General features: G+C 73.4%; 25 protein-coding genes. 17 read left to right on the plus strand and 8 right to left on the minus strand.

Annotated elements, in window-relative coordinates:
• Positions 1–51: 51 nt before the first annotated feature.
• Positions 52–396 carry a hypothetical protein gene (locus AB0469_RS15200; protein WP_366451835.1) on the minus strand — a complete coding sequence of 115 codons (345 nt, stop codon included), beginning with the start codon at positions 394–396 and terminating at the stop codon, positions 52–54.
• A 52-nt stretch (positions 397–448) separates the two neighbouring features.
• Positions 449–679 (minus strand): DUF5133 domain-containing protein, encoded by a 231-nt coding sequence (locus tag AB0469_RS15205; RefSeq protein ID WP_366451836.1) that lies wholly within the window; start codon positions 677–679, stop codon positions 449–451.
• Positions 680–927: 248 nt separating this feature from the next.
• Between AB0469_RS15205 and AB0469_RS15210 the strand changes: the two genes are divergently transcribed.
• Complete coding sequence (locus AB0469_RS15210; RefSeq protein WP_366451837.1) at positions 928–1,581, plus strand: VanZ family protein; 654 nt, start codon at positions 928–930, stop codon at positions 1,579–1,581.
• 239 nt (positions 1,582–1,820) lie between these two features.
• Here AB0469_RS15210 and AB0469_RS15215 read toward each other — a convergent pair whose 3' ends face one another.
• Positions 1,821–3,086 carry a hypothetical protein gene (locus tag AB0469_RS15215; RefSeq protein WP_366451838.1) on the minus strand — a complete coding sequence of 422 codons (1,266 nt, stop codon included), beginning with the start codon at positions 3,084–3,086 and terminating at the stop codon, positions 1,821–1,823.
• Between the two features lie 227 nt (positions 3,087–3,313).
• Positions 3,314–4,222 (minus strand): LysR family transcriptional regulator, encoded by a 909-nt coding sequence (locus tag AB0469_RS15220; protein WP_366451839.1) that lies wholly within the window; start codon positions 4,220–4,222, stop codon positions 3,314–3,316.
• 258 nt (positions 4,223–4,480) lie between these two features.
• On the opposite strand from AB0469_RS15220, the gene AB0469_RS15225 reads away from it, so the two are divergent.
• From AB0469_RS15225 to aspA, 5 genes are all read left to right on the plus strand, one after another.
• Positions 4,481–5,272: a gamma-glutamyl-gamma-aminobutyrate hydrolase family protein gene (locus AB0469_RS15225; protein ID WP_366451840.1), complete on the plus strand. Its 792-nt coding sequence runs from the start codon at positions 4,481–4,483 to the stop codon at positions 5,270–5,272.
• An 85-nt stretch (positions 5,273–5,357) separates the two neighbouring features.
• On the plus strand, positions 5,358–6,035 hold the full coding sequence (locus AB0469_RS15230) for a FadR/GntR family transcriptional regulator (protein WP_366451897.1): 678 nt from the start codon (positions 5,358–5,360) through the stop codon (positions 6,033–6,035).
• The gene (locus AB0469_RS15235; protein WP_366451841.1) at positions 6,032–7,471 is read left to right on the plus strand and encodes an amino acid permease; all 1,440 of its coding nucleotides are present in this window, start codon (positions 6,032–6,034) and stop codon (positions 7,469–7,471) included. Before AB0469_RS15230 ends, AB0469_RS15235 begins: the two co-directional genes overlap by 4 nt.
• Positions 7,472–7,564: 93 nt before the next feature.
• Positions 7,565–8,581, plus strand: coding sequence for an asparaginase (locus AB0469_RS15240; protein WP_366451842.1), 1,017 nt, complete (start codon positions 7,565–7,567; stop codon positions 8,579–8,581).
• 61 nt (positions 8,582–8,642) lie between these two features.
• Positions 8,643–10,052, plus strand: a complete 1,410-nt coding sequence (gene aspA / locus AB0469_RS15245; protein ID WP_366451843.1) for an aspartate ammonia-lyase — start codon at positions 8,643–8,645, stop codon at positions 10,050–10,052.
• A 113-nt stretch (positions 10,053–10,165) separates the two neighbouring features.
• On the opposite strand, the gene AB0469_RS15250 is transcribed toward aspA, so the two are convergent.
• Complete coding sequence (locus tag AB0469_RS15250) at positions 10,166–11,116, minus strand: PhzF family phenazine biosynthesis isomerase (protein ID WP_366451844.1); 951 nt, start codon at positions 11,114–11,116, stop codon at positions 10,166–10,168.
• A 93-nt stretch (positions 11,117–11,209) separates the two neighbouring features.
• On the opposite strand from AB0469_RS15250, the gene AB0469_RS15255 reads away from it, so the two are divergent.
• A complete protein-coding gene (locus AB0469_RS15255) occupies positions 11,210–12,118 on the plus strand; it encodes a LysR family transcriptional regulator (RefSeq protein WP_366451845.1) in 909 nt (302 codons plus the stop codon).
• A 324-nt stretch (positions 12,119–12,442) separates the two neighbouring features.
• Positions 12,443–12,883 (plus strand): hypothetical protein, encoded by a 441-nt coding sequence (locus AB0469_RS15260; protein ID WP_366451846.1) that lies wholly within the window; start codon positions 12,443–12,445, stop codon positions 12,881–12,883.
• Between the two features lie 456 nt (positions 12,884–13,339).
• Here the strand turns inward: AB0469_RS15260 and AB0469_RS15265 are convergent, their stop codons facing one another.
• Positions 13,340–13,543, minus strand: coding sequence for a hypothetical protein (locus AB0469_RS15265; RefSeq protein WP_366451847.1), 204 nt, complete (start codon positions 13,541–13,543; stop codon positions 13,340–13,342).
• Between the two features lie 501 nt (positions 13,544–14,044).
• Here AB0469_RS15265 and AB0469_RS15270 point away from each other — a divergent pair.
• The 4 genes from AB0469_RS15270 (at position 14,045) to AB0469_RS15285 (ending at position 16,319) form a co-directional block, all read left to right on the plus strand.
• Positions 14,045–14,269 carry a DUF6480 family protein gene (locus AB0469_RS15270; RefSeq protein WP_366451848.1) on the plus strand — a complete coding sequence of 75 codons (225 nt, stop codon included), beginning with the start codon at positions 14,045–14,047 and terminating at the stop codon, positions 14,267–14,269.
• 40 nt (positions 14,270–14,309) lie between these two features.
• Positions 14,310–14,795, plus strand: coding sequence for a DUF488 domain-containing protein (locus tag AB0469_RS15275; protein ID WP_366451849.1), 486 nt, complete (start codon positions 14,310–14,312; stop codon positions 14,793–14,795).
• A 354-nt stretch (positions 14,796–15,149) separates the two neighbouring features.
• Positions 15,150–15,449: a DUF6479 family protein gene (locus AB0469_RS15280; protein WP_366451850.1), complete on the plus strand. Its 300-nt coding sequence runs from the start codon at positions 15,150–15,152 to the stop codon at positions 15,447–15,449.
• A gap of 666 nt (positions 15,450–16,115) precedes the next feature.
• The gene (locus AB0469_RS15285) at positions 16,116–16,319 is read left to right on the plus strand and encodes a hypothetical protein (protein WP_366451851.1); all 204 of its coding nucleotides are present in this window, start codon (positions 16,116–16,118) and stop codon (positions 16,317–16,319) included.
• A gap of 241 nt (positions 16,320–16,560) precedes the next feature.
• Here AB0469_RS15285 and AB0469_RS15290 read toward each other — a convergent pair whose 3' ends face one another.
• Complete coding sequence (locus tag AB0469_RS15290; RefSeq protein ID WP_366451852.1) at positions 16,561–16,863, minus strand: hypothetical protein; 303 nt, start codon at positions 16,861–16,863, stop codon at positions 16,561–16,563.
• A 621-nt stretch (positions 16,864–17,484) separates the two neighbouring features.
• Between AB0469_RS15290 and AB0469_RS15295 the strand changes: the two genes are divergently transcribed.
• Positions 17,485–18,954, plus strand: a complete 1,470-nt coding sequence (locus AB0469_RS15295; protein ID WP_366451898.1) for an NUDIX domain-containing protein — start codon at positions 17,485–17,487, stop codon at positions 18,952–18,954.
• A 397-nt stretch (positions 18,955–19,351) separates the two neighbouring features.
• Here AB0469_RS15295 and AB0469_RS15300 read toward each other — a convergent pair whose 3' ends face one another.
• Positions 19,352–19,885: a hypothetical protein gene (locus tag AB0469_RS15300; protein ID WP_366451853.1), complete on the minus strand. Its 534-nt coding sequence runs from the start codon at positions 19,883–19,885 to the stop codon at positions 19,352–19,354.
• A 287-nt stretch (positions 19,886–20,172) separates the two neighbouring features.
• Between AB0469_RS15300 and AB0469_RS15305 the strand changes: the two genes are divergently transcribed.
• Genes AB0469_RS15305 through AB0469_RS15320 form a run of 4 tightly spaced genes read left to right on the plus strand, consistent with a single transcriptional unit; the run spans position 20,173 to position 24,692 of the window.
• Positions 20,173–21,429 (plus strand): methyltransferase, encoded by a 1,257-nt coding sequence (locus AB0469_RS15305; protein ID WP_366451854.1) that lies wholly within the window; start codon positions 20,173–20,175, stop codon positions 21,427–21,429.
• Complete coding sequence (locus AB0469_RS15310) at positions 21,426–21,773, plus strand: hypothetical protein (RefSeq protein ID WP_366451855.1); 348 nt, start codon at positions 21,426–21,428, stop codon at positions 21,771–21,773. Before AB0469_RS15305 ends, AB0469_RS15310 begins: the two co-directional genes overlap by 4 nt.
• A complete protein-coding gene (gene fxlM, locus AB0469_RS15315; protein ID WP_366451857.1) occupies positions 21,754–24,129 on the plus strand; it encodes a methyltransferase, FxLD system in 2,376 nt (791 codons plus the stop codon). Before AB0469_RS15310 ends, fxlM begins: the two co-directional genes overlap by 20 nt.
• A complete protein-coding gene (locus tag AB0469_RS15320) occupies positions 24,126–24,692 on the plus strand; it encodes an AAA family ATPase (protein ID WP_366451858.1) in 567 nt (188 codons plus the stop codon). The genes fxlM and AB0469_RS15320 overlap by 4 nt, the downstream gene beginning before the upstream one ends.
• Positions 24,693–24,733: the final 41 nt, after the last annotated feature.

Here is a 24,733-nt window from a genome sequence, read left to right on the forward strand (position 1 = left end):
CCGACCGGGCGGTCGCGCGTGATCCACACGGCGGAGCGCCGGAGCCCGCGGTCACGGCGCCTCGGGGGCCTGGAGTGGCCCTGCATCCGCGTCCAGGGACGCCAGTCCGTCCAGCCACCGTGTCCGCCGTTGCGCAGTGGTCTGGTCCCACCACGGGGTGCCGCGTTCGCCGAGGGCGACCTTGGCCGTCTGGACTCGCTTCCTGGCTGCGCTTTCGGCGACCTCGTCGTGGGTCCGCAGGGCGGCCCCGACGGCGCGACGGGCCTCCATCAGGTGGGCACGCAGGCGGCCGGCGACATCGGGGGGCAGCTCGGGGTCGGTGGCCCGCCAGCGTCTGCCGTTGACGACCACGTAGCGTCCGTCCTCGGTGTGCTGCGACGGAGAGTGGCGTGGCATCAGGTGTTCCTCCTCTCCGGGCGTGCCGGGTGCCCGGCCCCCGCCGGCACGATCAGCGGGAGTCGAGTACGGAGTCGTCGAGAGCGCCCGCGCCGGGCAGGTGGTGCCGAGCGGCTATCAACGCGGCGTGCACGTCCGCCGTACCTGTGGCCACGCACAGGGCCTGCTCGACGTCCCGCATCTCCTCGCGTACGGACGAGGCACCGCCTGCGGCATCACGTACGGACAGTGCCCAGTAGCGGTCGACGAGGCCGGGGAGCACAGCCGGGTGGGCCATCAACATGGGATTCACCTTCCGCCAACTGATCGATCTTGTGGCCGTCGCCTACCCTGCCGACCACGGTTGAATCCCACCCGGCGTGCGCTGCGCCGCGGCACCCCTTCCTCACGAGCGACGCACGCCTCGTCAGCGGCGCTCGATACCTGCTTCCCCCCTGGCCGAGCCCGTTCCGCTCGTCCACGTGCGTCGGCACCCTGCAGCGGGGTACACGCGCCCGCACGGTACGGAGCCGGTCACGGAGGGAGCGGTCGATGGACGTGCGTGGGAAACTCGCCGCGGTGCGCCAGGCGAAGTGGAAGCGGCGTACGGAGAGGACGGTGGAGCGGACGGGGACGGCGCAGGGCGTGGAGGGGGCGAGGGAGCCCGGCCCCGTCGTCCGGCCTCCCGCGCGGCCCCTGCTCCGGGCACTGGCGGTGCTGGCCGCCTTCGCCGGGACAGTGCTGTTCAGCCTGGTCCTGGCACGCGTCACCCTGGAGCCCTCGGCGGCCTCGGCCGGACTGGTGCACAGCAACACCCGCCCGGGCGCCTCGATCGGCCCGTACCTCGACGGCGCGTCCGCGAGGGAGGCCGCTGAGCAGCTCGGCGGGAACGTGCTGCTCGGCCTTCCCTTCGGGCTGCTGCTGCCGGTCCTCCTCCCGCAAGCCCGCGGGCTGCTGAGGGTGGCGGCGGTGACGGCCGTGGTCATGACGCTCGTCGAGCTCATCCAGGGCGCCCTGGTCACCGGGCGCGCCTTCGACGTCGACGACGTCATCCTCAACACCGCGGGTGCGCTGCTCGGCTACCTCCTCCTGGGCCGCCGGATGGGCCGGGCCGTCCACCCGCGCCGCCCCCACTGGTGGCACCGCCCGCCCCGCCGCGGCGGCCGCGCTCCCGCCGGCGGGTCTTCCGTGCCGCCGGCCCGGTAGGCGGCCAACCGGCTTCGAGACGCGCCGCCGCCCCCGATCGGTCCCACGCAAGCACTGCGTACGTACGGGTGGATCCACGCGCCACGCCATCGAGGGAGTCCACCGGCACGGCAGCCTCCCCCACCGCCGGCCCGGTCCGGTCATCCGCCACATCGGCGTCCGGGGGGCACGGACTCTCCTTGTCGGCTGCGGGGTGCGTGCGGTGCTGTTGTCGGTTCCGGCTGCGGGCGCACGTGGTCTCACACTCCGGGTGCGGCGGTGGTCTGATCGTCGTTCAGGCGGGCTCGCCACTCGCCGACGTGTTCATCGGGCATGGAGGCCAGGCGGGCGATCTCGGCGTCGCTGCGCCCGTCGGACCAGGCCAGGATCCGCGTCACGGTGCGGTTTCGTCCGGCGCGGAAGTCCTTGAGCATGTTCTCGAGACGTTCGACTTCCCGGCCTTCGAAGACGAGCTGCCGGTCGACGCCGGCGCGTTCCTCGGCGCGCAGGAGGCGGAGGTACGCGGCCAGTCCGGTCAGGACGAGCCCGTGTTCGCGCGCGGCGTTCTGGAACCTGTCGGTCAGGTCCGTCAGCACGCAGTCGGGGACGTCGGCGAGGGTGGCTCCGGGGGGTCTGGCCGTTTCCCACGTGGCTCTGCCGGTCTCCGTCGTCTCCAGCCAGGTGCGGGCGTCCGTCGGGGTACGGTCGCCGCACGCCTGTGCGCGGTAGGCGTACAGGGCGGCGCGGTGGCCGTAGAAGGTGAAGCCGTCCTCGATCTGCCTCTCGGCGGTGTGGCAGGCCCTGCCCGGTACTCCCCCGTAGCCGGTGGCGGGGTGGTAGTCGGCGTAGGCGTCGAGTTCGGCGTCGCCGGCCACGGCCCAGGAAGGGTCGCAGAGCTCGGGGTTGGCGGCGAGGAAGGCGCCGACCTCGACACGCCAGGCGGGGGTCGGTGTCGTGCGCGGCCCGGGCCAGTGGAGGGTGCCGGTGGGGTCGAGGGTGTGGGTGGTGGTGTGCTCGATGTCGTCCCAGGCGGTGGCGGCCTCGGCCGACCACTCCAGTTCGCCGTCCGGCCCGATCCGGTGGATCGAGTCGACGAGGCGCTGCACGGCGGGCAGCGTGCGCAGTGCGAGGGTGTGGAGCTCTTCGGCGGTGAAGAAGCGCCAGGTGCAGCCGTGTTGTTGGTCGTGGGTGAGGTGGCTGAGGAGTTGCACCATGGTTCCGGGGGCGGGGACGGCGCCGTCGCCGAGTGCCCTGCGGGGGAGGCCGGGAAGCCGGCCGGCGAGGTTGTCCCGGGGGGCGCGCCAGTCGGTGTCGCCGAACCAGACGGCGCCGTCGCCGGGGTCGACCGCCAGCCACTGCTGGTATCCCGTTCCCGGGCCGTAGCGCTGCTCCTGCTGCGCGGCGTGCTCGTCGTGCCATACGTACTCGGCTGGTGGCGGGTCCAGCTCTGCGGCCATGAAGCCGTCCTCGGGGCGGTAGCCGGTGAGGACGCGGGCCGTTCTCGGTGTGCTGTCGGCTGCGGTCATGAGGGGTTTCCTCTCGGTGGAACGTCAACCGCGGCCAACGTAGTCCGCTCGCCAGATAGTAGTTAAATTTTCAGCCACTGCGTCCGATAGTCGGACGCGCCGGGAACGCCGGTCTCGCGCGAGGGTCTACGCGCGTGCAAGTGGCCGTAACTTGGCTGTATTTCACGTGGCCGCCACGGCCTGTTCACCTCTGGCCGGCAGCTCGTGCCCGCCGCCCGCCGTGCGCGTCAGGAGAGGGCGGCCAGCGCCTGGGCGGCGAGAATCCGCTCAAGGTCCAGGACGGCCCGCGGGGTGTGCCGGGTGTCGATGCGGACGGCGTAGATGAAGCGCGTCAGCCGGGGTGCGGCCAGGGGGCGGGCGACGACGTCGGAACTGGCGCGGGGCAGGGCGAGTTGCGGCATGAGGGCCACGCACAGGCCCGCGGCCACGAAGCCGAGCACGGTGTTGAAGTCGTCTCCCTCGTACTGCAGGCGCGCCTGGAAGCCGGGCGTCTGGGCCATCTGGGAGAGCAGTTCCAGGCGCAGAGCGGCCTCCGGGGCGGCGATCCACGTCTCGGAGGCGAGGCTGGCCAGGTCGATGACCTCCCGGTCGGCCAGGCGGTGGTCCGCCGGGACGACGGCCACCACCGGGTCCCGGGCGACCAGTGTCCGGCGCAGCATCCGGGGCGGGGGCACGGGGATGAAGTCGTAGTCGTAGCTGAGGGCCAGGTCCATGTCGCCGCGCTTGAGCCGGCTGTAGCCGGCTTCGGGTTCGAGTTGGCAGAGGCTGACCTGGACGTGGGGGTAGTCGGCGTGAAGCCGGGCCAGGGCTCGGGGAACGATGCTGGTGGCCGCGGAGGCGAACGCGCCGAGGCGGATCCGTCCGGCGGTGCCGGCGCGCATGGCGTCGAGTTCGGCCGAGGCCGCCGCCAGGGCGCTGCGGACGCCCTGCTCGGCGTCGAGGAGGACTTCGCCGGCCGGTGTGGCGCGCACGGGGCGGCGCTCGAGCACCCTGAGGCCGGCGCGGCGTTCGAGTTCGGCGATCTGCTGGGAGACGGCGGGCGGGCTGTAGCCGAGTTCGCGAGCGGCGGCGCTGAAGGAGCCGTGCCGTACGACGGCTTCGAGGGTGGCGAGCAGGCGGGGGTCGAGTCCGTGCACGGAGTTAAGGCTCACTTATCTGTCGCGAAGATGTGTTTTCTTGTGAATCAAGATGAACGCCAGCAGGATTCTTGCCAGCGGCAGGAAAAACGCAAGCCTGCGCTCCTGGGCCGCGCGAACGCCTCTCCCCCGCCGTCACGGCACCCTCCGCCCGTACCGCCCTGCTCCGCCGCGGCCCGCCGCGAGCCGGGTCGGCCGGGCGGCCGGGTGCGGATCCCGCTGCCGGCGGCCACCCCTCATGCCCGGAAAGGAAGTGGTATGCCCCAGCCACCACTCGTCGGACTCACCACCTACCTCGCCCACGCGCAGTGGGGCGAGTGGGACCTTCCCGCCGCAGTGCTGCCCGCGGCCTACGCGGACTGCGTCCAGGCGGCGGGCGGCCGCACCGTGCTGCTGCCGCCGGACGCGCCCGCGGCCGCGGCGGACGTGGTCGCCCGTCTGGACGCGATCGTCCTGACGGGGGGCGAGGACGTGGACCCCGCCCTGTACGGGGCGGTGCCCCATCCGCGTACCGGGCCGCCGGTGCGCGAGCGCGACGCATGGGAGCTGGCCGTGCTGGCCGCCGGCCTCGCCCGCGACATACCCGTGCTCGGTGTGTGCCGGGGCATGCAGCTGATGAACGTGCATGCGGGCGGCACCCTCGTCCAGCACCTGCCCGACCGCGTGGGCCACCACGGCCACAACCCCTACCGGGGCCACTTCTGCGCCCACGCCGTGACCACCGTGCCGGGGACGCGGATCGGCGCCCTGCTGCCCGGGACCCGGGAGGTCGCCACGCACCATCATCAGGCGGTGGACCGTCTCGGCGCGGGGTTGACCGTGGCCGCCCGTGCGGCGGACGGCACCGTCGAGGCGCTCGAGAGCACCCGGCACCGCTTCGCCGTGGGCCTCCAGTGGCACCCGGAGATGGGTGCCGACGCGCCGGTCGTGTGCGCCCTGGTGGCTGCCGCCGCCTGCGCCGCGGACGCCGAGGGGGCTCCGGTGGCCGGACGCAGGGGGCACACGGCGCGAAGCTCGCCGGGCGGGATCTTCCCGGCACAGGTGTCTTGACACCCCGCGGCGCACCCCGCAGGATCACAGCGTGAACCTGTCAGACAGCCAGACAGGTGGCCCCCTTCCGCGGCGCGTCAGCGCCATGGAAGCGGTCTTCGGCCACCTGCGCAGCGCCATCGAGCGCGGTGAGTACGTCGTAGGCGACAAGCTCCCCTCCGAAGCCGAGTTGTGCCGCGCCCTCGAAGTCAGCCGGCCCGTACTGCGGGAGGCCCTGCGGGCCCTGCAGGCCATGGGGCTGACCGTCTCCAAGAGCGGCAAGGGCACCTTCGTCGTGGCGAACACGGTCGAGGACCCCACCTTCGGCGACTACGCCGCCAGCGACCTGCTGGAGGTGCGCCGCCACGTCGAGATCCCGGTCGCCGGGTACGCCGCGCTGCGGCGTACCCCGGAGGACCTGGACCACCTGGGCCACCTGCTGGATCGGATGGAGCGGGAGACCGACACCACCGCGTGGGTGGCGATGGACACCGTCTTCCACCTGGCGGTGGCCGAGGCCTCCGGCAACCCGGTCTTCCGCCGGGTCATCGAGGAGATCCGTGACGCACTGGCGCGTCAGTCGACCTTCCTCAATGAGCTGGGCGGCCGGCGCGAGCAGTCCAACTGCGAGCACCGGGCGATCCTCGAGGCGCTGGCCGACGGCAGCGAGCACGACGCGGTGGAGGCCATGTCCCACCACCTGCTGCGGGTCGAGACGACCCTCACCGACATCGTGCGCCCCCAGCGCACGACCGCCCCTACGGAAGGCAGACCCGAGGCGTGAGCGAGCAGTTCCTCGAAGACGAGAAGCGCCCCGCGACCCGTCACGTCGACGCCGGGGACACCGGCTACAGCAAGTCCTTGAAACCCCGGCACGTCAACATGATCGCCATCGGGGGTGCGATCGGCACCGGGCTCTTCCTCGGCGCGGGCGGACGCCTCGCCGACGCCGGGCCCTCCCTGTTCGTCGCCTACGCCGTCTGCGGGATCTTCGCGTTCCTCGTCGTGCGGGCGCTCGGCGAGCTCGTCCTGTACCGGCCGTCCTCCGGCGCCTTCGTCTCCTACGCCCGGGAGTTCCTCGGGGAGAAGGGCGCCTACACCGCGGGCTGGATGTACTTCCTCAACTGGGCGACCACCGGCATCGCCGACATCACCGCCGTGGCCACCTACACCCACTACTGGCACCTGTTCTCCGACGTCCCGCAGTGGGTGATCGCGCTCATGGCCCTGGCCGTGGTCCTCACCGTGAACCTCATCTCGGTGCGGATCTTCGGCGAACTGGAGTTCTGGTTCGCCATCGTCAAGGTCGGCGCCCTGGTCGTCTTCATGGGGATCGCGATCTTCCTCCTGGTCACCCGGCACCCCGTCGACGGCGCCGTCCCCGGCCCTGCCCTGATCACCGACAACGGCGGGATCTTCCCCAACGGCCTGCTTCCCATGCTGCTGATCGTCCAGGGCGTCGTCTTCGCCTACGCCTCCGTCGAGCTGGTCGGCGTCACCGCCGGTGAGACCGAGAACCCCGAGGAGATCATGCCGAAGGCGATCAACTCGATCATGTGGCGCGTGGGCCTCTTCTACGTCGGCTCGGTCGTCCTGCTGTCGATGCTGATGCCCTGGAGCAGCTACAGCGCCGGCCAGAGCCCGTTCGTGACCGTGCTCTCCCACATCGGCGTCCCGGCGGCCGGCGACGTGATGAACCTGGTCGTCCTCACCGCCGCCATGTCCTCGCTCAACTCCGGCCTCTACTCCACCGGCCGCATCCTGCGCTCGATGGCCGTCAACGGCTCCGCCCCCCGCTTCACCGCCCGCCTCAGCCGCACCCAGGTTCCCTACGGCGGCATCCTCCTCACCAGCGGCATGTGCGTCCTGGGCGTCGGGCTCAACTTCGTGGTCCCCGCGGACGCGTTCGAGATCGTCCTCAACCTCGCCGCGATCGGCATCCTCGCCACCTGGGGCATGATCATGCTCTGCCACCTCCTCTTCTGGCAGAAGACCCGCAGCGGCGAGCTGACCCGCCCCTCCTACCGCCTGCCGGGCTCCCCGTGGACCGAACTGGTGACGCTGGCCTTCCTCGCCTCCGTCCTGGTCCTCATGTACGCCGACGGAGGAGCCGCGCGCACCACCGTGCTGTGCGTGCCGCTGATCGCCGCGGCGCTGGTCGCCGGCTGGTACGCGGTCCGCGGCCGCGTGGCACGCGCCGCCGCCGGGAGCGACGGCTGAGCCGGGGCGAGGGGCCCGCCCCGGTCACCTCCGGGGCGGGCCCCTCGCCCGGCCGGCCCGGTCAGCAGCAACCCACCACCGAACGAGGCAGTGATGCGCAGCCCTCTCCTCGCGGACGCCCCGGCGATCCGCGAGCCCCAGCACGCCCCCGTCGCCCACGTCATGCGGGGCGGCATGATCGAGGGAGTCCACTACGGCTCCGTCGTCGTCCTCGGCGGCGGGGGCGCCGTCCGCTTGAGCATCGGCGACACGGAAGCCGCCTGCTACCCGCGCTCGGCCCTCAAACCGGTCCAGGCCGTCGCCATGGTCCGGGCCGGTCTGCCGCTCAACGGGGCCCTGCTCTCCCTCGCGATGGGCAGCCACTCCGGGGAAGAGCACCACCTCACCGGCACCCGGCTGATCCTGGAACTGGCCGGCCTGACCGAGGACGACCTGCGCAACGTCCCCGACCTGCCGTACGCCCCGGCCGTCCGGGACGCCTGGGTCCGGGACGGCCGCGGGCCCTCCAGGCTCGCCCAGAACTGCTCCGGCAAGCACGCGGCGATGCTGTACCTGTGCAAGCTGTCCGGCTGGCCCCTGGACACCTACCTCGACGCGGACCACCCGCTCCAGCGGATGATCGCCGAGGTCGTCGGGGAACTCACCGGCCAGCACGTCGCGAACGCCACCGTCGACGGCTGCGGATCCCCGCTGTTCGCGGTGTCCCTGCACGGCCTGGCCCGCGCCGCGGCCCGCATCGCCACCGCCGCGCCGGACACCGCCGAGCACCGGGTCGCGAACGCGCTGCGCGTCCATCCGGAGATGGCCTCCGGCACAGGGCGTGACACGGCCGCACTGATGCGCGCGGTGCCCGGGCTGCTGGCCAAGGACGGCTTCGAGGGCGTCCAGGTCGCCGCACTGCCCGACGGCCGCGCCGTCGCCGTGAAGATCGCCGACGGGGCCGACCGGGCACGCATCCCCGTGACGGCCGCCGCCCTCGCACGTGCCGGAGTCGAGCCCCGGCTGCTCGCCGGGTTCGCGGGCGAGCCGGTCACCGGCGGCGGCCGGACCGTCGGCGGCATCCGCCCGGTGGCGGCCCTCGACCCGCCCGGCGCCCCCGCCCATCGCTGACCCCGTCTTCCCCTTTCCACCCTCTCGATCCGTCCGCCCCAGAAAGAGGACCCGCACACCCATGACCGCCTCCAGCCGCAGCGAACACGACCTGCTCGGACACCGCGACGTCCCCGCCGACGCCTACTGGGGCGTCCACACCCTGCGCGCCGTCGAGAACTTCCCCATCACCGGCACGCCCATCTCCACCTATCCGCACCTGATCGACGCCCTCGCCGCCGTCAAGGAGGCCGCAGCCCTCGCCAACGGGGAACTCGGCCTGCTGGAGCCCGCGAAGGCAGCCGTGATCGTCGCCGCCTGCCAGGAGATCCGCACCGGCAAGCTCCACGACCAGTTCGTCGTCGACGTCATCCAGGGCGGCGCCGGCACCTCGACCAACATGAACGCCAACGAGGTCATCGCCAACCGCGCACTGGAGCTGCTGGGCCACACCAGGGGCGACTACCGGCACCTGCACCCCAACGAGGACGTCAATCTCGGCCAGTCCACCAACGACGTCTACCCCACCGCCGTACGGATCGCGACGGTCTTCGCGGCCCGCGGCCTGCTCGACGCCATGGCCGTCCTGCAGAACACCTTCGCCCGCAAGGCCGCCGAGTTCCACGACGTGCTCAAGATGGGTCGCACCCAGCTCCAGGACGCCGTGCCGATGACGCTCGGACAGGAGTTCTCCGCCTTCGCCGTCATGCTCGACGAGGACCGCAGCCGGCTCGCCGAGGCCCTCGGGCTCATCCACGAGATCAACCTCGGCGCCACCGCCATCGGCACCGGCCTCAACGCCCCGGCCGGATACGCCGAGGCCGCCCGCCGCCACCTCGCCGAGATCACCGGCCTGGCCCTGGTCACCGCTCCCGACCTGGTCGAAGCCACCCAGGACTGCGGCGCCTTCGTCCAGATGTCCGGTGTCCTCAAGCGCATCGCCGTCAAACTGTCCAAGACCTGCAACGACCTGCGCCTGCTGTCCTCCGGGCCCCGCGCCGGCCTCGGCGAGATCAACCTGCCGCCGGTCCAGGCGGGCTCCAGCATCATGCCCGGCAAGGTCAACCCCGTGATCCCAGAGGTCGTCAACCAGGTCGCCTTCGAGGTCGTCGGCAACGACATCACCATCACCATGGCCGCCGAAGCCGGACAGCTCCAGCTCAACGCCTTCGAGCCGGTCATCCTGCACTCGCTGTCGAAGTCCCTCACCCACCTGCGCGCCGCCTGCCTCACCCTCGCAGAACGCTGCGTGAGCGGCATCACCGCCAACACCGAGACGCTGCGCGCGACCGTGGAGAACTCCATCGGCCTGGTGACCGCGCTGAACCCGCACATCGGCTACACAGCCGCCACCGACATCGCCAAAGAGGCCCTCGCCACCGGCCGGGGTGTGGCCGAACTCGTCCTGGAACGGGGCCTGCTGCCGGCCGAGCGACTCACCGCCCTGCTACGGCCCGAAATCATCGCGGGAACCGGCCCGGCCCGTACCTGAGGGAGCCGCCCCCGGACGGAGCCCGTGGGCGAGGGCCGGGCGCCGGCCCGAGCCTGCCCTTCGACACGCGGCCGGGCGGGATGGTCAGAGAGCGCAACGGCGTGCAGCGTTCCTCAGCTCTGCGTGCGATGTGAAGGAGCATGAGCGTTGCCTGCAGCACCCTCGGCTCGCTCGGCGGCCCCCTCGCCGGTGCGCGCGCCCGTACCCGCAATGGCCACCGCCTGCCCGCTCACCCGCACGCGCGGCTCCGTGGTGGACGCCTCGACCCGGAGCAGGCTGGGCCGGCCGAGGTCCTCCCCCTGGCGGATGGTGAAGGCGCCGGAGGGCGGGAGGGCGCCGAGGGTGCGCAGGTAGCCGCCGAAGGCGGCGGCCGCGGCTCCGGTGGCCGGATCCTCGACGACACCGCCGACGGGGAAGGGGTCGCGGGCGTGGAAGAGGTCCTGGGTCTCGCGCCAGACCAGCTGGAGCGTGGTCCAGCCGTGACGGTGCATCACCTCGGCCAGAGCGTCGAAGTCGTAGTCCAGGGCCGCGAGACGCTCGCGGGTGGCCACGGCCAGGACCAGGTGCTCGTTTCCGCCGAAGGCGACGTGCGGGGGAAGTGCGGCGTCCAGGTCGTCCGGGGACCAGTGCAGGGCCGCGAGGGAGGCGTTCACCTCCTCGTCGACTGCCGGCCGGGAGCGGGTGGGGACGCTGGTGAGCGTCGCCGTCAGGGAGCCTTCAGGCTCGGCGGAGGTGTCCAGGGCGATCTCACCCACCGGGGTGTCGAAGACGAGCGGGCCGGGACCGATCCGCTCGGCCAGGGCCACCGCGGTGGCGACGGTCGCGTGGCCGCAGAAGGCGACCTCGGCGAGCGGGCTGAAATAGCGCAGCCGGAACCGGCGCGCCGCGTGGTCCGCGGCAGTGACGAATGCGGTCTCCGAGTAGCCGACTTCGGCGGCGGTCGCGAGCATGCCGGCATCATCCAGTGCGGCCGCGTCCAGCACGACGCCGGCCGGGTTGCCCCCGGCAGGGTCGGCGGTGAAGGCGGTGTAGCGCAGGATTTCGGGGTGCGTCCTCAGGTTCATGCCCTCACTGTCACACCGCGAAGGCATCCCTACAAACAATGGAAACTGATCGGAGCCATCGATGAATCCGATGGCAGCGGTATCGTCGACCGCATGGACACCAGACTCCTGCGCACCTTCACCACCGTTGCCCGGACCGGGAACCTGACCGCCGCCGCGGAGCGCCTGCACCTCGTCCAGTCCACCGTCACCGCCCAGGTGCAGGCGCTGGAGAAGGAGCTCGGCCTGTGCCTGTTCGATCGGCTGCCGCGCGGGGTGGTGCTCACCGGCGCCGGACGTGAGGTGCTCGAGCAGGCCCGGGCAGTACTGGAGGCCGAGTCCCAGCTGCGGGCGGTCGCCGCCTCGGCCGGTGGCACGGGCGGCCGGGTGACCGGCCGCGTGGTCCTCGCGGCCGGCGAGACGCTGGTGTCCGCCCGGCTGCCGGGAGCCATCGCCGCGCTCCGGCGCAGCCACCCCGGGATCGAAGTGGACATGCGCCCGATGGGGACCGCGACCGCCGTCGCCGCGCTTCGCACCGGCGACCTGGACCTGGCCCTGCTCCTGGAGGACGAGGCCGCTTTCCGCGACATCGCATGCACGCCGCTGGCCCGCGAACCACTGGTCCTCGTCTGCTCACCCGAGCACCCCGCCGCCCGCAGAGCCCCCGATGCGCCCACCGACTGGGCGCAGCTGGCCCGCGAGGACTACTTCCTGCACGAGCAGGGCTGCTCGTACAGCGACCGCTTCGTCGAGCGGCTGCTCACCGCGGCCAAGGGCGCACAGCCCCGGATCACGCGCTTCGGCAGTCTGGAGGTCGCCAGGTCCTGCGTCGCTGCGGGCCTCGGCCTCAGCCTGCTGGCCCGCGCCAATGTCGCGGACGCGCTCACAGCGGGCCGCCTGACCCAGGTGCCCGGCCCGCAGTTCCCCGACGTCACCGTCCAACTGGCCCGCCACCGCCGGCGCTGGCTCTCCCCCGCAGCGGCCGCACTCACCACGGAGCTGCCGCACCACTTCCCCCACTGAACGACGCCGCACCGACGCCGCACCGACGACCGGCGGCCCTGTGCCGGGTCCGCGGCTGGAGCGAGCACTCGGTGATCGGCCACCTCACGCGGCAGCCCGGCACGACCGGGCCTGGGCCGCTGCCTGGCCGGGACCGTCCCCCAGACGGCCGAGCGCCGGCGCACCGGCACACACCCCGCGTGACAGGACCGGCCGGCAGTGCGCCGCCGGGCCGTGGCGGTCGCGGATTGCGGGGTCGGGCGGGCTGTGTCAGCGTGGTTTGCCGGAAGCTCGGGGATGGCAGGGGCGGGGACGACCCGAGGAATCCCGGACGAGGGGAAACCCATGAGGCACCTTCCGAGTACCGCCGTGAGCGCGGCCGCAGCGCTGCTCCTGTCCGCCGGCGGGGCATCCGCCGCCTTCGCGGCCGACCCGAGCCCCAACCAGAGTGCGGCGGCCGCCCAGTTGTGCACCGACCTGAACGAACTCCGCTCCGACGCGACGGCACTGTTCGGACTGAACCCGAGCTCCGCGACGAAGGACCAGGTCAAGACCGCGTACAACAACGTCAAGGACGGCTGGGACGCAGTCTCGAAGTCCACGGCGACATGGAGCGCGACCCAGAAGGACGCCGTGAAGTCCGCGGCGGACAACCTGAAGAAGACCTGGGACGACCTGCCGGACAACGCCACCGCCGCCCAGGCCGTCACCCAGCTGAAGCCACAGGCCCAGATGCTCGACAGCGCGGTGAAGTCCGCCCGGACCGGCCTGAAGTGCCCGGGCTGACGACCGTACTCAGACTCGTGACGTTGATCCCCGCGGCCTGACCCATGCCGCGGGGATCACCCTGTCGTCCCTGCTTCCACGCGCGGCTGCGCGCTCCAGGTCCACGTAGGACGGGGTATGGCGGGGTATGGCAGGGTATGGCGGGACGATCCGGACGATTGCGATCAGCTGCAGCCGTGGTAGGGGCAGGGCGTGGAACCAGCCGTCGTCCAGGAGGGGACGCGGGATGCGGCGCGGACCGCCGGAGACGCCCTTGCGGCCGCCTTCGCCGATCTCGATGACGTCGACGCCGACGCCGACGTCGGCCAGGGCGACGAGCTCGTCTGGCCCGGTTCGGCGTCGAAGGCGGCCACCGCGCCCGGAGCCGGCCGGGCCAGGACCGCGCGCAGGTCCTCGGCCGTTGCCGGCGGCTGCGGCCCGCCCGACCGGGCCCGGAGGTGTGCTCGGGAGCCGTGCTCATGCCGCCGCCTCCGCCGCTTCGGCTGTCTGGACCTGGTGGGCGCAGTGGGCGGCGGCAAGGGTGGAAACGTGTCGGCGGGACCGGCCGGCCCGCACCCCGGCCGCGGCCGGCCCGCCGCGGTCGCAGGGGGCCGCGATCCGCCCCGCCGTCCGTCCCAGAGCAGTACGGGCCCGCTCCAGCGCCTCGGCGTGCTCTGTCACGGCCGCAGCCAGGCGATCCGGCTCCGCGACCTCATCCGCAGCGGGTGGCCGCGCCCCGCGGCTGTTCTTCCTGTGACGGTGGAAGGGCCACCCGTGGCCGTGCGGGCCCGGGCGGAGGCGGCGCTGCCTCGCCACGTGCTGACCCTGAGCGCCCGCTCAGCGTTCTGGGCCGTCCACACCCCTCACGCCCACCCCACGTCGTCGGTCCCTTGGTCGCTCCGCGCAGCTGCCCGGCCGGGCCTGCGGTCGAGGCAGGCGTCGAGCTCCGGCGCCGCTCTGCCCCTGCGACGACGGCCGGCGCAACGGATTCTCGCCGCCTGCCCCTGACCGCTTGGGCCGACTCCATGCGGTCCGACCGGCGCCGGCGGTGAGGGCGGCGGCGCCCGCGGCACAGGGAACGTCGGGCGGGACCGGCGTACAGGTGTCGTGGGGCGGCCCCCGTGGGTAGGCGCCGTGCGAGTCCGACCTACGTGCCGGAAAGACGGGCGCCAGGAGGCAGACATGACCGCACACGTTCCAGATCCACAACCGCGCAAGACGCTGCGACCCCACCAGGGGGTGCCGCCCGGCGAAACGCCGCCGGGCGAGTCGAGTACCGGCTCCGGTGCGGGTCCCTACCGTCCCCTCACCCGCGGCTGGGCCAAGGGCCCCCTCCTGCTGATCTGCCTGGTGGCCTTGGCCTGCGCCCTCTTCTTCCTCGCCTACGCCATCATGCTGAACGTCTGAGCGGGGCCCCCAGGGCTCGGGGCGGCGAGGAGCGGGTCCCGTGCGACGCATCGCGACGATCGGCGTCTACGGCTTCACAGCCGATGCCTTCCTCGAGGAACTCGTCGGCGGGGGCGTGGGACTGCTGCTCGATCTGCGCCAGCGCCGAGGAGTCCGCGGCGCCGACTGCTCCTGGGCCAACGCGGCCAGGCTCCAGCGGGCCCTGGCCGCCACGGACATCGGCTACCGGCACCTGAAGGAACTGGCGCCGACGACGGAGTTGCGTCTGCTCCAGTACCGGGAGGACGACCGCCAGGGCGTCGGGAAGCGGAACCGCATCGTGCTGGCGACCGAGTACGCCGAGCGCTACACCCGTGAAATCCTCGACCGCTTCGACCTCGGCGCGCTCGTGGCCGAACTCCCGAGCGGCTCGGTGACAGCTCTCTTCTGCGTCGAGCGCGATCCGGAGGCCTGTCACCGCTCCCTCGTTGCCGAGCGCCTGCGCACGGAACACGGCCTGCCGCTCACGCACCTCCGCCCGAAGTGATCCATTCCTGTCGGCCGGCCCCGCGGGCGGGCCGCGGCCGTCTCCGCAGTGGGGGGACGGCCACGCCCGGCCACGGGCCGCAGGATCCGCGTCGCTTGAGGCAGCCTCGCCGTCCTGGGACTCGGGCCCATCGGCGACCTGTACACCCGCATCGCCGCCCACCCACGGCAACGACGGCGCACGGACCGCGCAGGCCGGGCCGGCCTGCTCCCGGACGCCCTGGCCCGGCGGCGAGTGCGGCCCGGCCGTGCCGTTTCGTCTCTCAGCCGGCGGGCAGCCGCGACGTGGAGAGGAGAACGTCCGAACGGGCCGAAGGCGCCCTGTGGCGATGCCCGTCGCGAAAGGAGCAGCTCCATGACCAACCCGTCCGCCGCCCTCGCCATGAGCCCTACGGGAACCGTGTTCGCCTCGGCGCTCGGCGTGATCGTCGTCGTCCTGCTCGTCGGAGCCGTGTGGTGGGGCATGAAACGGCGCGCCGCCGAGCCGGAGCCGCCCACCACCGCCCAGCAGCCCCGACGGCCGGCAGACGCCGGGCGTCCCGAGGAGCGCCGCGAGGCCGAGGAGCAGCCGTTCCCCTCGGACGGCAGCCGGCGCACGGCGCACCAGATGAAGGGCTACGGCAACTTCGGCTCCCCCGAGGACGAGCGGTCCTGACCTGAGACGCGAGGCCGGCTGCGGACCGGGGCCAGGTCGGCGGCCGGCCGTGACGGTGGCGGGTGGTCAGCTGGGCCTCCGTGTTCAGGGTGGCCGGTCGGGCGTGCAGGATCCCGCCGGGCGCGGCGAGGAGGTTGGTGATGCGATGCCCTTCGGCCAGACCGCCCAGGTGGCCGCGTCGGCCCCGGCCGCGTCGCCGATGGCGGACAGCAGGCGCTCCGGCGCGGGCGCCGGCTCGTGGTTGGTTGCCCGCGGCCCCGGCCCGCACCCGGTCACGGCTCTGCACGTGGTCCCCGCCGGTCATGGCCATCCCGCACTGCGGGGCACCGTCACCGTGGCGCCCTGCACCGCTGGCCCATGGCCGGCGCCGTCGACCACCCCGCCCCCTGCGCCGCGTCCCCTTCGGCGCCCGCCGCCTGCCGGGCAACTTCGTCGCCACCGCGTCTACAACCCGCTCAGGGCCCGCTCCCCCTCGGGAGCGGTGCTGATGGGGCTGCTCTCCCCCTTCGGGGACTTCGCGGAGTGCGACCGCCCCTCGCCCCGAACCGGGTCCTGGCAGTGCTCGTCCTCGAGCTGCCGCCCGTCGGATCCGGCACCTCCGTGTGAGATCCCGTGGACGGGGCAGCCGGGGAAGAGACCGGGAACGCCTGACCAAGGAGGACGAAGGTGAACGAGCACGAGAACCACCGCAAGAGGCATCCCGAGGCCACCCCGCCCTCGAAGGCCCCGGGTGAGAGCGGCGACCGCGAGGCCCGCGAGCAAGCGGAGGACGCGGTCATGCCCGGCGGCAAGGAGGGTGAGGCCGGCGACGCCCTCACCCCGAACACCGACGCCCAGCGCCGTACGGCCCGCGACAGCCACCGGCGCTGAACGGGACGGCCACGGCCGGTCCCGTCGTCGCCGGGCGCCCGGAAGGCGGCCAGGTCTCGCGAGACCCGGCCGCCGCACCGTCCGACCCCGCTCTACGGCAGCACGGCGACCGTGCAGGCCGGGAAGCCCGCCCGAAAGCGCCACACGGGCTGTCGCGGGCCGCCGGCGCCCAACGAGCTCGTGGACGGCCAGCCTGTGGCCCACCAGACCAGGCCGCGCAGGATCACCGTGCCGGATGCCTTCACAGGATCTTCGCACTCTGACCCTGCGAGGCCGCGCAGCGTGCCGCCACGGCGGCCGGCGGCGCGATCCGCATCCGGGCTCCGTCCCACAGCACCGTCTCTGCGGGCAGGATCAGCAGCCCCGCCTCCCCGTCCTGCCAGGCCGCGCCCGTGCGCCGTACCTGGACGGCCGCACCGCCCGCGCCGGACATGTAGACGGTGGGGTCGACCTCCCACCCGTGCCGGGTCAGCCACGCCTCCAGCCGGATCATGTCCGACGGTGTCGCCCCACGCGGCCACTGGTACGTGCTCTCGCTGCTCATGTCCGTCCCCCCGTCGTGGCCGGACGCCCGGCCACCGGCGATCCTTGCACCCGGCACCGACAGAGGGCCTCGCAATTTCTGGTTCGGGCTCACGGGCAACGGCTTCCGCTTCGACCACCTCGTCGTCTCCACACCCCACGCTGACCGCGTCCTGGCCTGCGACTGCACCAGGAAGCCCGCGTAGCGGGGCTGACCGACCACGCGGTCGTGACGCTGCGCCCGGGCCTGCCGCCCTCCCCGGGCGAACAGGCGAACAGGCGAACGGGCGAACAGGGCGAAACCCGGCGACGGGGGCCGGCTGACAGCCGACCGCCGCAGCGACCGAACGTCGGCGATTCGGCCAACCCGCCCTCGACCGGGGGCCCTTGCGCGGCAAGGGTCGGTGCACTGCGCACCTTCGGGAAACCCCTGAATCACGGGGTGCACAACCCGTCCGAAAGGAACAGGTGCTCGAAATGGTGCGGCGTCGTTGAACACACCGACGCCACCACCACGTCCACGAGGGGGAACACATTGACGTCAGTCGAACCGGGCAGCGACGAGATCGCGAGCGGCCCGAAGGCCGGATCCACGGACGGCATCTCGGACGCCGAGGGGGAGCTGTACGGGGGCCCGACGCCCATGTCCCCCAGCTCCACCGCGATCCGCAGGACCGTCGAGGCGTACCTCGGCCGGCACCCCGACGAGCGGGACGCCCTGGCCGGGCTCCTCGCCGCCCTGGACCGGCCCGTCGACGCGACCGCCCGCACGACGCAGCCCGGGCACATCACGTGCAGCGCCGTCATCATCGACCGACGAGGCCGGGTCCTGCACGTCCGGCACCGGGCCACCGGCGGCATCCTGCTCACTCCCGGCGGCCACGTCGAGCCCGGGGACCGCACACTGCTCGCCGCGGCGCTGCGCGAGGCGGCGGAGGAGACCGGGATCGCGCCGGGCGACCTGTGCCTGACCCGGCAGCTGCTCGGCTCTCCGATCGACATCGACGTCCACGACATCGACGCCAGGCCGTCCAAGGGCGAACCCGCCCACCGCCACTACGACTTCCGCCACGTCTTCTACCTCTCCGGCGACGAGCCGCCGACGACCACGCTGCAGGACGAGGAGGTCTCCGGAGCCCAGTGGCTCCCGCAGCCGGAGGCCACCTCGCCGACACTGCGCGCGAAACTCCTCGCGGCGGGCCTGGACGGCAGGCCGGAGCCGGTGAACGCTTCCGCGCTGATCCACGACGGGGCCGGCCGGTACCTGCTCCATCTGCGCGACCACAAGCCGGGCTTCATCTGGCAGTCGGGGGCGTTCGCCCTTCTCGGCGGTGGCCGCACGCGCAACGACCAGAGCCTGGAAGGCACCCTGCTGCGCGAGTTGTCCGAGGAGGTGCCCGGCCTCCGCCTCGAGGACGTGAAGCCCTACGCCGTGGAGGCCGCCACCAGCGTCGACGGCCTCAGCGTCCCGGTCCGGGTCTTCGCCGGCCGCTGGCGCGGCAACCCCGACCGCCTCGCGCTGCACGAGGGTGTGCTGCTGCGCTGGTTCGCGCCCGACGAACTGGACCGGCTGCGCCTGAGCCCCGCCACCCGGGACCTGATCCGCCGGCACGCGGCCGAGAACCCCCCGGGCGGCGGGCCCGCCGCGGCTCCTCCCGTGTGGGACGGGGGCAGCCGGGTGGTACTGAACGGCGTCGGAGTCCACCTCCACCTCGAAGACGCCGAAGGCCGGGTACTGCTCGGCCTGCGTCACCCCGAGTCGAAGTACGCGGGCGACACCTGGCACTACCTGGCCGGGCGGTGCGAGCGGGAGTCCGCCCTCGCGTGCCTGGTCCGCGAGGCGTGGGAGGAAGCAGGACTGGTCATCGAACCCGCGGACGCGGAGCTCGCGCACGTCGTCCACGTCGTCGACACCCCGGGCAGCCTGCCCCTGATGCAACTCGTCTTCCGGGCTCGCCGATGGGAGGGCACCCCCGAGGTTCGCGAGCCCGACAAGTGTCTGACCTGGCAGTGGTGGCCGCGGCACGAGCTCCCGGACCGCCTCGTCTCCTACACCCGCACGGCCATCACCGCGATCTCCGAAGGCCGCCCCTATTCCCAGCTGGGCTGGTGAGCAGCGTGAGCACACCCGCCGGTGGCGGACGCGACCGGCGGGCCCGGGCCACGCCCACGCACGTGCTGCGGGAGCGCCCGGCGGGGCCGAGGGAGGTGGTCCGTGCCGCCCTGCACTGAGGCCCCCACCGCCACCGGTACCTCGCTGGGGCGGCACCGGGACTTCCGCCGGTACCTGACCGGCCAGGCCGCGAGCGTGGCCGGCAGCTCGATCACGCAGATGGCGCTGCCGGTGCTGGCCGTGCTCCAGCTGGACGCGACAACCGCCCAGGTCGCCTGGCTGGCGTTCCTCGGACAGCTCCCGCCCGCACTGCTCGCCCTGCGTGCCGGCGCGCTCGCCGACCGGCACTCCGAGCGACGGCAGGTGATCACCGGTGACCTGGTCGGCGCCGCGGTGCTCACCAGTGCCGGTCTCGGCCGCGCTGGACACCCTGACCCTGGCGCAGCTCGTGATCGTCGCGGTGGTGCACGGGGCGGCGAGCGTGCTCCACGACGCGGCGGCCATCAGCCTGCTGCCCAGCCTCGTCGACCGGGCCTTGATCCAGCGGAGCAACAGCCGGGTCGGCGCCCTGTTCGCGGTCGCCGCGACCGCCGGAAGCCACCTCGGCGCCGCGCCGACCGCGCTGCTCGGCCCCGCCGGGGCCCTGCTCGGCGACGCCGCCTCCTACCTGGTCAGCGCCGTGTGCACCGCCCGCATCCAGACCGCCGAACCCGCCCGCGCACACCCGGAGACCCGCCGGTGCCCGGCAGATCACGATCGGGGCGGCGCTCTTCGTACAGCTCGCCTGCGCCGGTGCCGCGGGCACCACCCAGCGGTCCATCCGCCAGATCGTCACCACGGTCGGGATGCAAGCGCGGATGCAGGCGGCGAGCACCTGGCTGACGTCCGGCGCCCGGCCCGTGGCCGCGCTCCTCGCCGGCGCCTCGGGCACGTGGATCGGTGTCCGGCCCGCCCCGACCGCCGGAACCCTCCTGCTGCTGGTCCCGCTCGTCGTCCTCGCCCGCTCCCCGATCCGCGCCCCAGGAAGATGCCGGACCCGCCCGCCACCACCCTGCCGTCGCCTCCCGCAGCCCGGACCTCCGCTCCCACCGTGCCCCCTGCCGCGTGCACGGACGACGCGCGGCACGACCGCTCACCCGGAGACGAGGCCTCGTGAACGAGGTGCCGAAGCCGGCGGCGACTCCCGCTGCCGCACCGCCCGATCCCCTGGAGTACCCCGTGCCGACCGACAGCACCGTGCCCGCAGCGCCCCTCCTTCCGCCGCAGTCCGCCGCCGACCCCTCCGAGACCGTGGCGGCCCGGGCGGCGATGGTCGCCCGGCTGGAGGAGAGCGGCGAGCTCGGCCCCGGTCCGGTGCGAGAGGCCCTGCTCGCGCTGCCGCGGGAGATCCTGCTCCCGCACGCGTACGTCCGGGTCAGCGGACCGGGCGCGGACCCGATCGACTGGCGCCTCCTCGACGGCTCCCACCCCGACGACCGCCAGGAGTGGCTCGAGCTGGTCCACAGCGACGAGTCGATCCTGCTCCAGCGCGACGGCGAACCCCTCGACGCTCTCCCCCGCGGGCCGGTCACCGCCGGACACATGACCTCCATGTCCACCTACACCCCCGCCACGGTCGAAGCCCTCCACGCCATGGAACTCGGTTCCGGGCAGCGGTATCTCGAGCTCGGGCCGGGCCCCGGCGTCTCCCTCGCACTCGCCGCCGCCATCACCGGCCCCGGACTGGCCACCGGCGTGGAGCGGGACGGCCCGATGGCGGCCTTCGCCCAACGGAACCTGGACCGCCTCGGCGTCGGCGCGGAGGTGATCGAGGGTGACGCGCTCGAAGGGCACGACGCGAGGGCGCCCTACGACCGGATCCACTCCGGCATCGGTGTCCCCTGCGTTCCGGAGCCGTGGGTGGAACAGCTCGCGCCGGGCGGCCGGCTGCTCACGACACTCGCGACCCGTACGCCGAGCTGGCCGGGACAACTCCTCGTCACCCGCACCGTGGCCAGCACGGTCGAGGCGGTGCTCCGCGGTCGGCCGCGCGGGTACCGGCCCTTGCTCGGCTACCGGTGGCTCAACGCCCTGGACCACCGCGCCCGCATCAAGGACGACCCCGGCACCGCACGGTCCACGCGGCTCCCGCCGCCGCCGGACGACGCCTACGGATTCTGGCTCGCCGCCGCCTACCTCGTCCCCGGTCTGGTCCGGGACTTCCAGGCCGGGACGATGACCATCGTCGCGCCCGAGGACGACTCCTGGGCCGTGGCCGGCCCGGACGACGACACCGTTCGAATCCATGGGCTGCGTGATGTGTGGGCCGAACTCGAGGATCTCCACACTCGCTGGGAGCAGGCAGGACGGCCCGAGCGGTACCGCGTCGACCTCCGCGACAGCTCCGGAGTCCAGCACGTCACCTCCGGCGCGGGCCCGAACGCCCTGTCCTGGACGCTGCCTCCGCTCGCAGCCGCGCCGCGGAAGGTGCCATGACCGCGCCTTCTCGGGTCACCGTCCTGCGGCACACCCCGGACCCCATGTGCCGGGCGGGGGTGGTCAGCCTGCTCGGGCCCCGCCCCGGGATCACCCTCGTCGACACCGTCGGACCTGCCGTGGACACCCAGGGCCCGGCGGTCCGGGACTCCGTGCGGCTCTCCGATGCGCGGCCCGGCCGCCCCGGTCTTCTCCAGGCCGTGATGGACGGCTACGGCGCAGCCCACGGTGGTCCCGAGCTCGTCGAGCGCGGCCGGCCTGGCCCGCCTCCGCGCTGCACAACGCCCCTGACGAACACCGCACCTACGCACGAGGAGCAGCACGTTGACGTACACCGCCCGTGATGAGTGGGACAGGCACTTCCGCGACGGCAGGAACTTCCGGCCCCTCGGCGAGCGCGAGCGGGCCCTGCTCGCCGAACACACCCCCGTCCCCGGCGGTGGCGGCCGGGCGCTCGACGTGGGCTGCGGCACCGGCGAGCTGGCCGCCTGTCTCGCCGGTCTCGGCTACACCGTGGACGCCGTCGACTTCGCGGACCGTGCGATCGCCCGGGCCCGTGAGGAACACACCGATGTCGAGGGCGTGCGCTGGCTGCAGCTGGACATCGAGCGCGACGATCCCGCTCCGCTGCACGAAGCGGAGTACGACCTGATCACGCTCCGGCTGATGTACCCCTTCCTGAAGGACAGGGGTCGCGTGGTTCACGCCCTGGGCGAGCGGCTCCGGGATGGTGGCGCGCTCGTCGTCATCACACCAGTGGCGGCAACCACGCCCGAGGAGCGGCGCGGCATCGCCCTCGACGAGGACGAGATCGCCCTGGCCCGTGCCGGATGGGAGACGGCGGAGCAACTGGACGCGGACGGCCTGGCGTTCCTGGTCCTGCGCGGCCCCTGCCACACCGACGCCCGGGCCGTCGAGAAGCGGCCGACCGCCGCCCACGCCCTGACCGGCGCGCTGGCCGTCGTCACCGACGACGCCGGCCGGGTCCTGCTCGGCCGCTCCCGCCGCGGCATGCTTGAGCTCCCGGGCGGCAAAACCCGCGGTCCGGAGGACTTCGCCGCAGCGGCGGTCCGCGAACTCGCCGAGGAGACCGGCCTGATCGCCGACCCGAGCTGTGCGCACGTGGTGACGATGCTGGTCGACGACAGCCACGGGGTCCCGCGGCTCACGGCCGTCGTCCGTATCACCGGCTGGTCCGGGAACCTCGCCAACCCCGAGCCTGACAAGTTCGATCGCTGGGAGTTCTTCGACCTCCACTCCCTGGCCTGCGCGGGGGACGTGTTCGTCCCGGCCGCGAGCGCGCTGGATGCCGTATGGCCGGGGATCATCCCGGTTCCGCCGCCCGTGATGTCCTACCCCCTCGCCGTCGAGCAGCCGCCCGTGCCGGGCGAGCCAGCCGAGGCGGTCCGGCTGCGTCAGGCCATGGCCCGGACGGTGGTCGACGGCGGCTGGGCCCCGTCCGAGCCGGTCCGGCGGGCGCTGCGGACGGTACCCCGCCACCGTTTCGCACCGGAGGTGAACCTCGCGGCCGCGTACGACGGCGGCGACCGGGCCGTCATCACCCGCCGCGACGGGACGGGGACGGCCATCAGCTCGGTGTCCGCGGCCTGGCTCCAGGCCGACATGATCGAGCACCTGGGCCTGGAGCCGGGCGCGGTCGTCTTCGAGGCGGGATCCGGCGGCTACAACGCCGAGCTGATCGCCCACGTCACCGGACCCGACGGGCGGGTGGTCACCGTCGACATCGACCCGTGGGTCGTCCGCCGCACCCGCGCCTTCCTGGCGGAAGCCGGCAGCGGACGGGTCACCGCCGTCGAGGCCGACGCCGCCCTCGGCGCCCCCGCCCACCTCGTGCCCCGCGGCGGCTTCGACGGCAGCATGATCACCTACAGCTGCTGGGACGTCGCCCCGGCCTGGCGCGATCAGCTGGCCGAGGGCGGACGCCTCGTCCTGCCGCTGGAGATCGGCGGCTACACCCGGGCGATCACCTTCGAGCGGCACGGCGAGGTACTGCACGCCCGCCACTTCACCTACTGCGGCTTCGTCCGCGACCAGGGCCGGCAGGCCCGTCCCGTCCCGGTTGTCTCCCTGCTCGACGGCGCGCTGACGCTCCGCTCCGACGACGGCACCGCCGCCGACACCGGCGGGCTGGAGGAGGCGCTGCGCGGGCGGCGGCACGAGGTCACCACCGGCGTGACCATGAGCGGCGTCGTCTTCTTCGGCTCGCTGCAGCTGTACGCGGCCACCACCCTGTCCGGCTTCTACCGCCTGGTCGCCCACCAGGACCCGGAGGAGGGGGTGACCGACATCGCGAAGGACCGGGACGCACCCGCGATCCTCGGCGACGCCTCGCTCGCCTACCTGATCCACGTCCAGACCAAGAACGGTGACCGCCCACAGGACAAGGAGTGGGAGTGGACCGTCCACGCGTTCGGTGAGCAGGGCCCCGAGCTCGCCGAGCAGCTCGCGGCCACGGTCCGGGCCTGGGACCGCCACATCCGCGCCGACGCCAACGACCAGCACGCCGACCCGATCCTGACCGTCCACCCGGCCGGCACGCCCGATGACCTGCTGCCTGCCGGGGACGTCCTGGACAAGACGGCCTCCCGGCTGGTGTTCAGGTGGCCGGGCCGCCACGGGCACCTCCCTGCCCCCGCGCGGCCCACCGACACGATCGCCGCGACCGCGGGGGACGCATGATCGTCTGGCTGAACGGCCCGTTCGGCGGCGGGAAGAGCACCCTCGCCGCCGGACTGTGCCGCGCTCTGCCCGGCGCGACGGTCGCCGACCCGGAGTCCGTCGGCGACCTGCTGCGCAGCACGCTCGCCGGACACGCCCCGCGCCCCGGGGACTACCAGGATCTGCCGTTGTGGCGGGAGCTGACCGGCGTCTTCGTCGCCGGTCTGGTCCGGCACACGGGCGGCCCCGTCATCGTGCCGATGACCGTCCTCGACCCCGCCTACGCCGAGGAGATCTTCACTCCGCTGCGCCAGGCAGACGGCGGCTTCCACCACCTCGTCGTGCATGCCGGACCGGCAGCCCTCCAGGAGCGGATCGCGGCCGGCCGGGAGTTCCCCGGTGACGCCGAACGCAGCGGGGCCGTGCGCGCCTACCGCCGCCGGCGAGCATGCGACTACGAGCAGGCCGCCACCAGCTGGATGCACCCAGGCGGCCACGTCATCGACACCAGCGCCCTCACCGGCGAACAGACCCTGCAGGCGGCCCTCGATCACCTGCGTCTCCACGTCCCCGCACGGCCCTGACCATCGGAGGCATCACGGGTATGACCGTCACCGTCCACGCC

The organism is Streptomyces sp. NPDC093801 (assembly GCF_040701585.1).
Classification (GTDB): Bacteria; Actinomycetota; Actinomycetes; order Streptomycetales; family Streptomycetaceae; genus Streptomyces.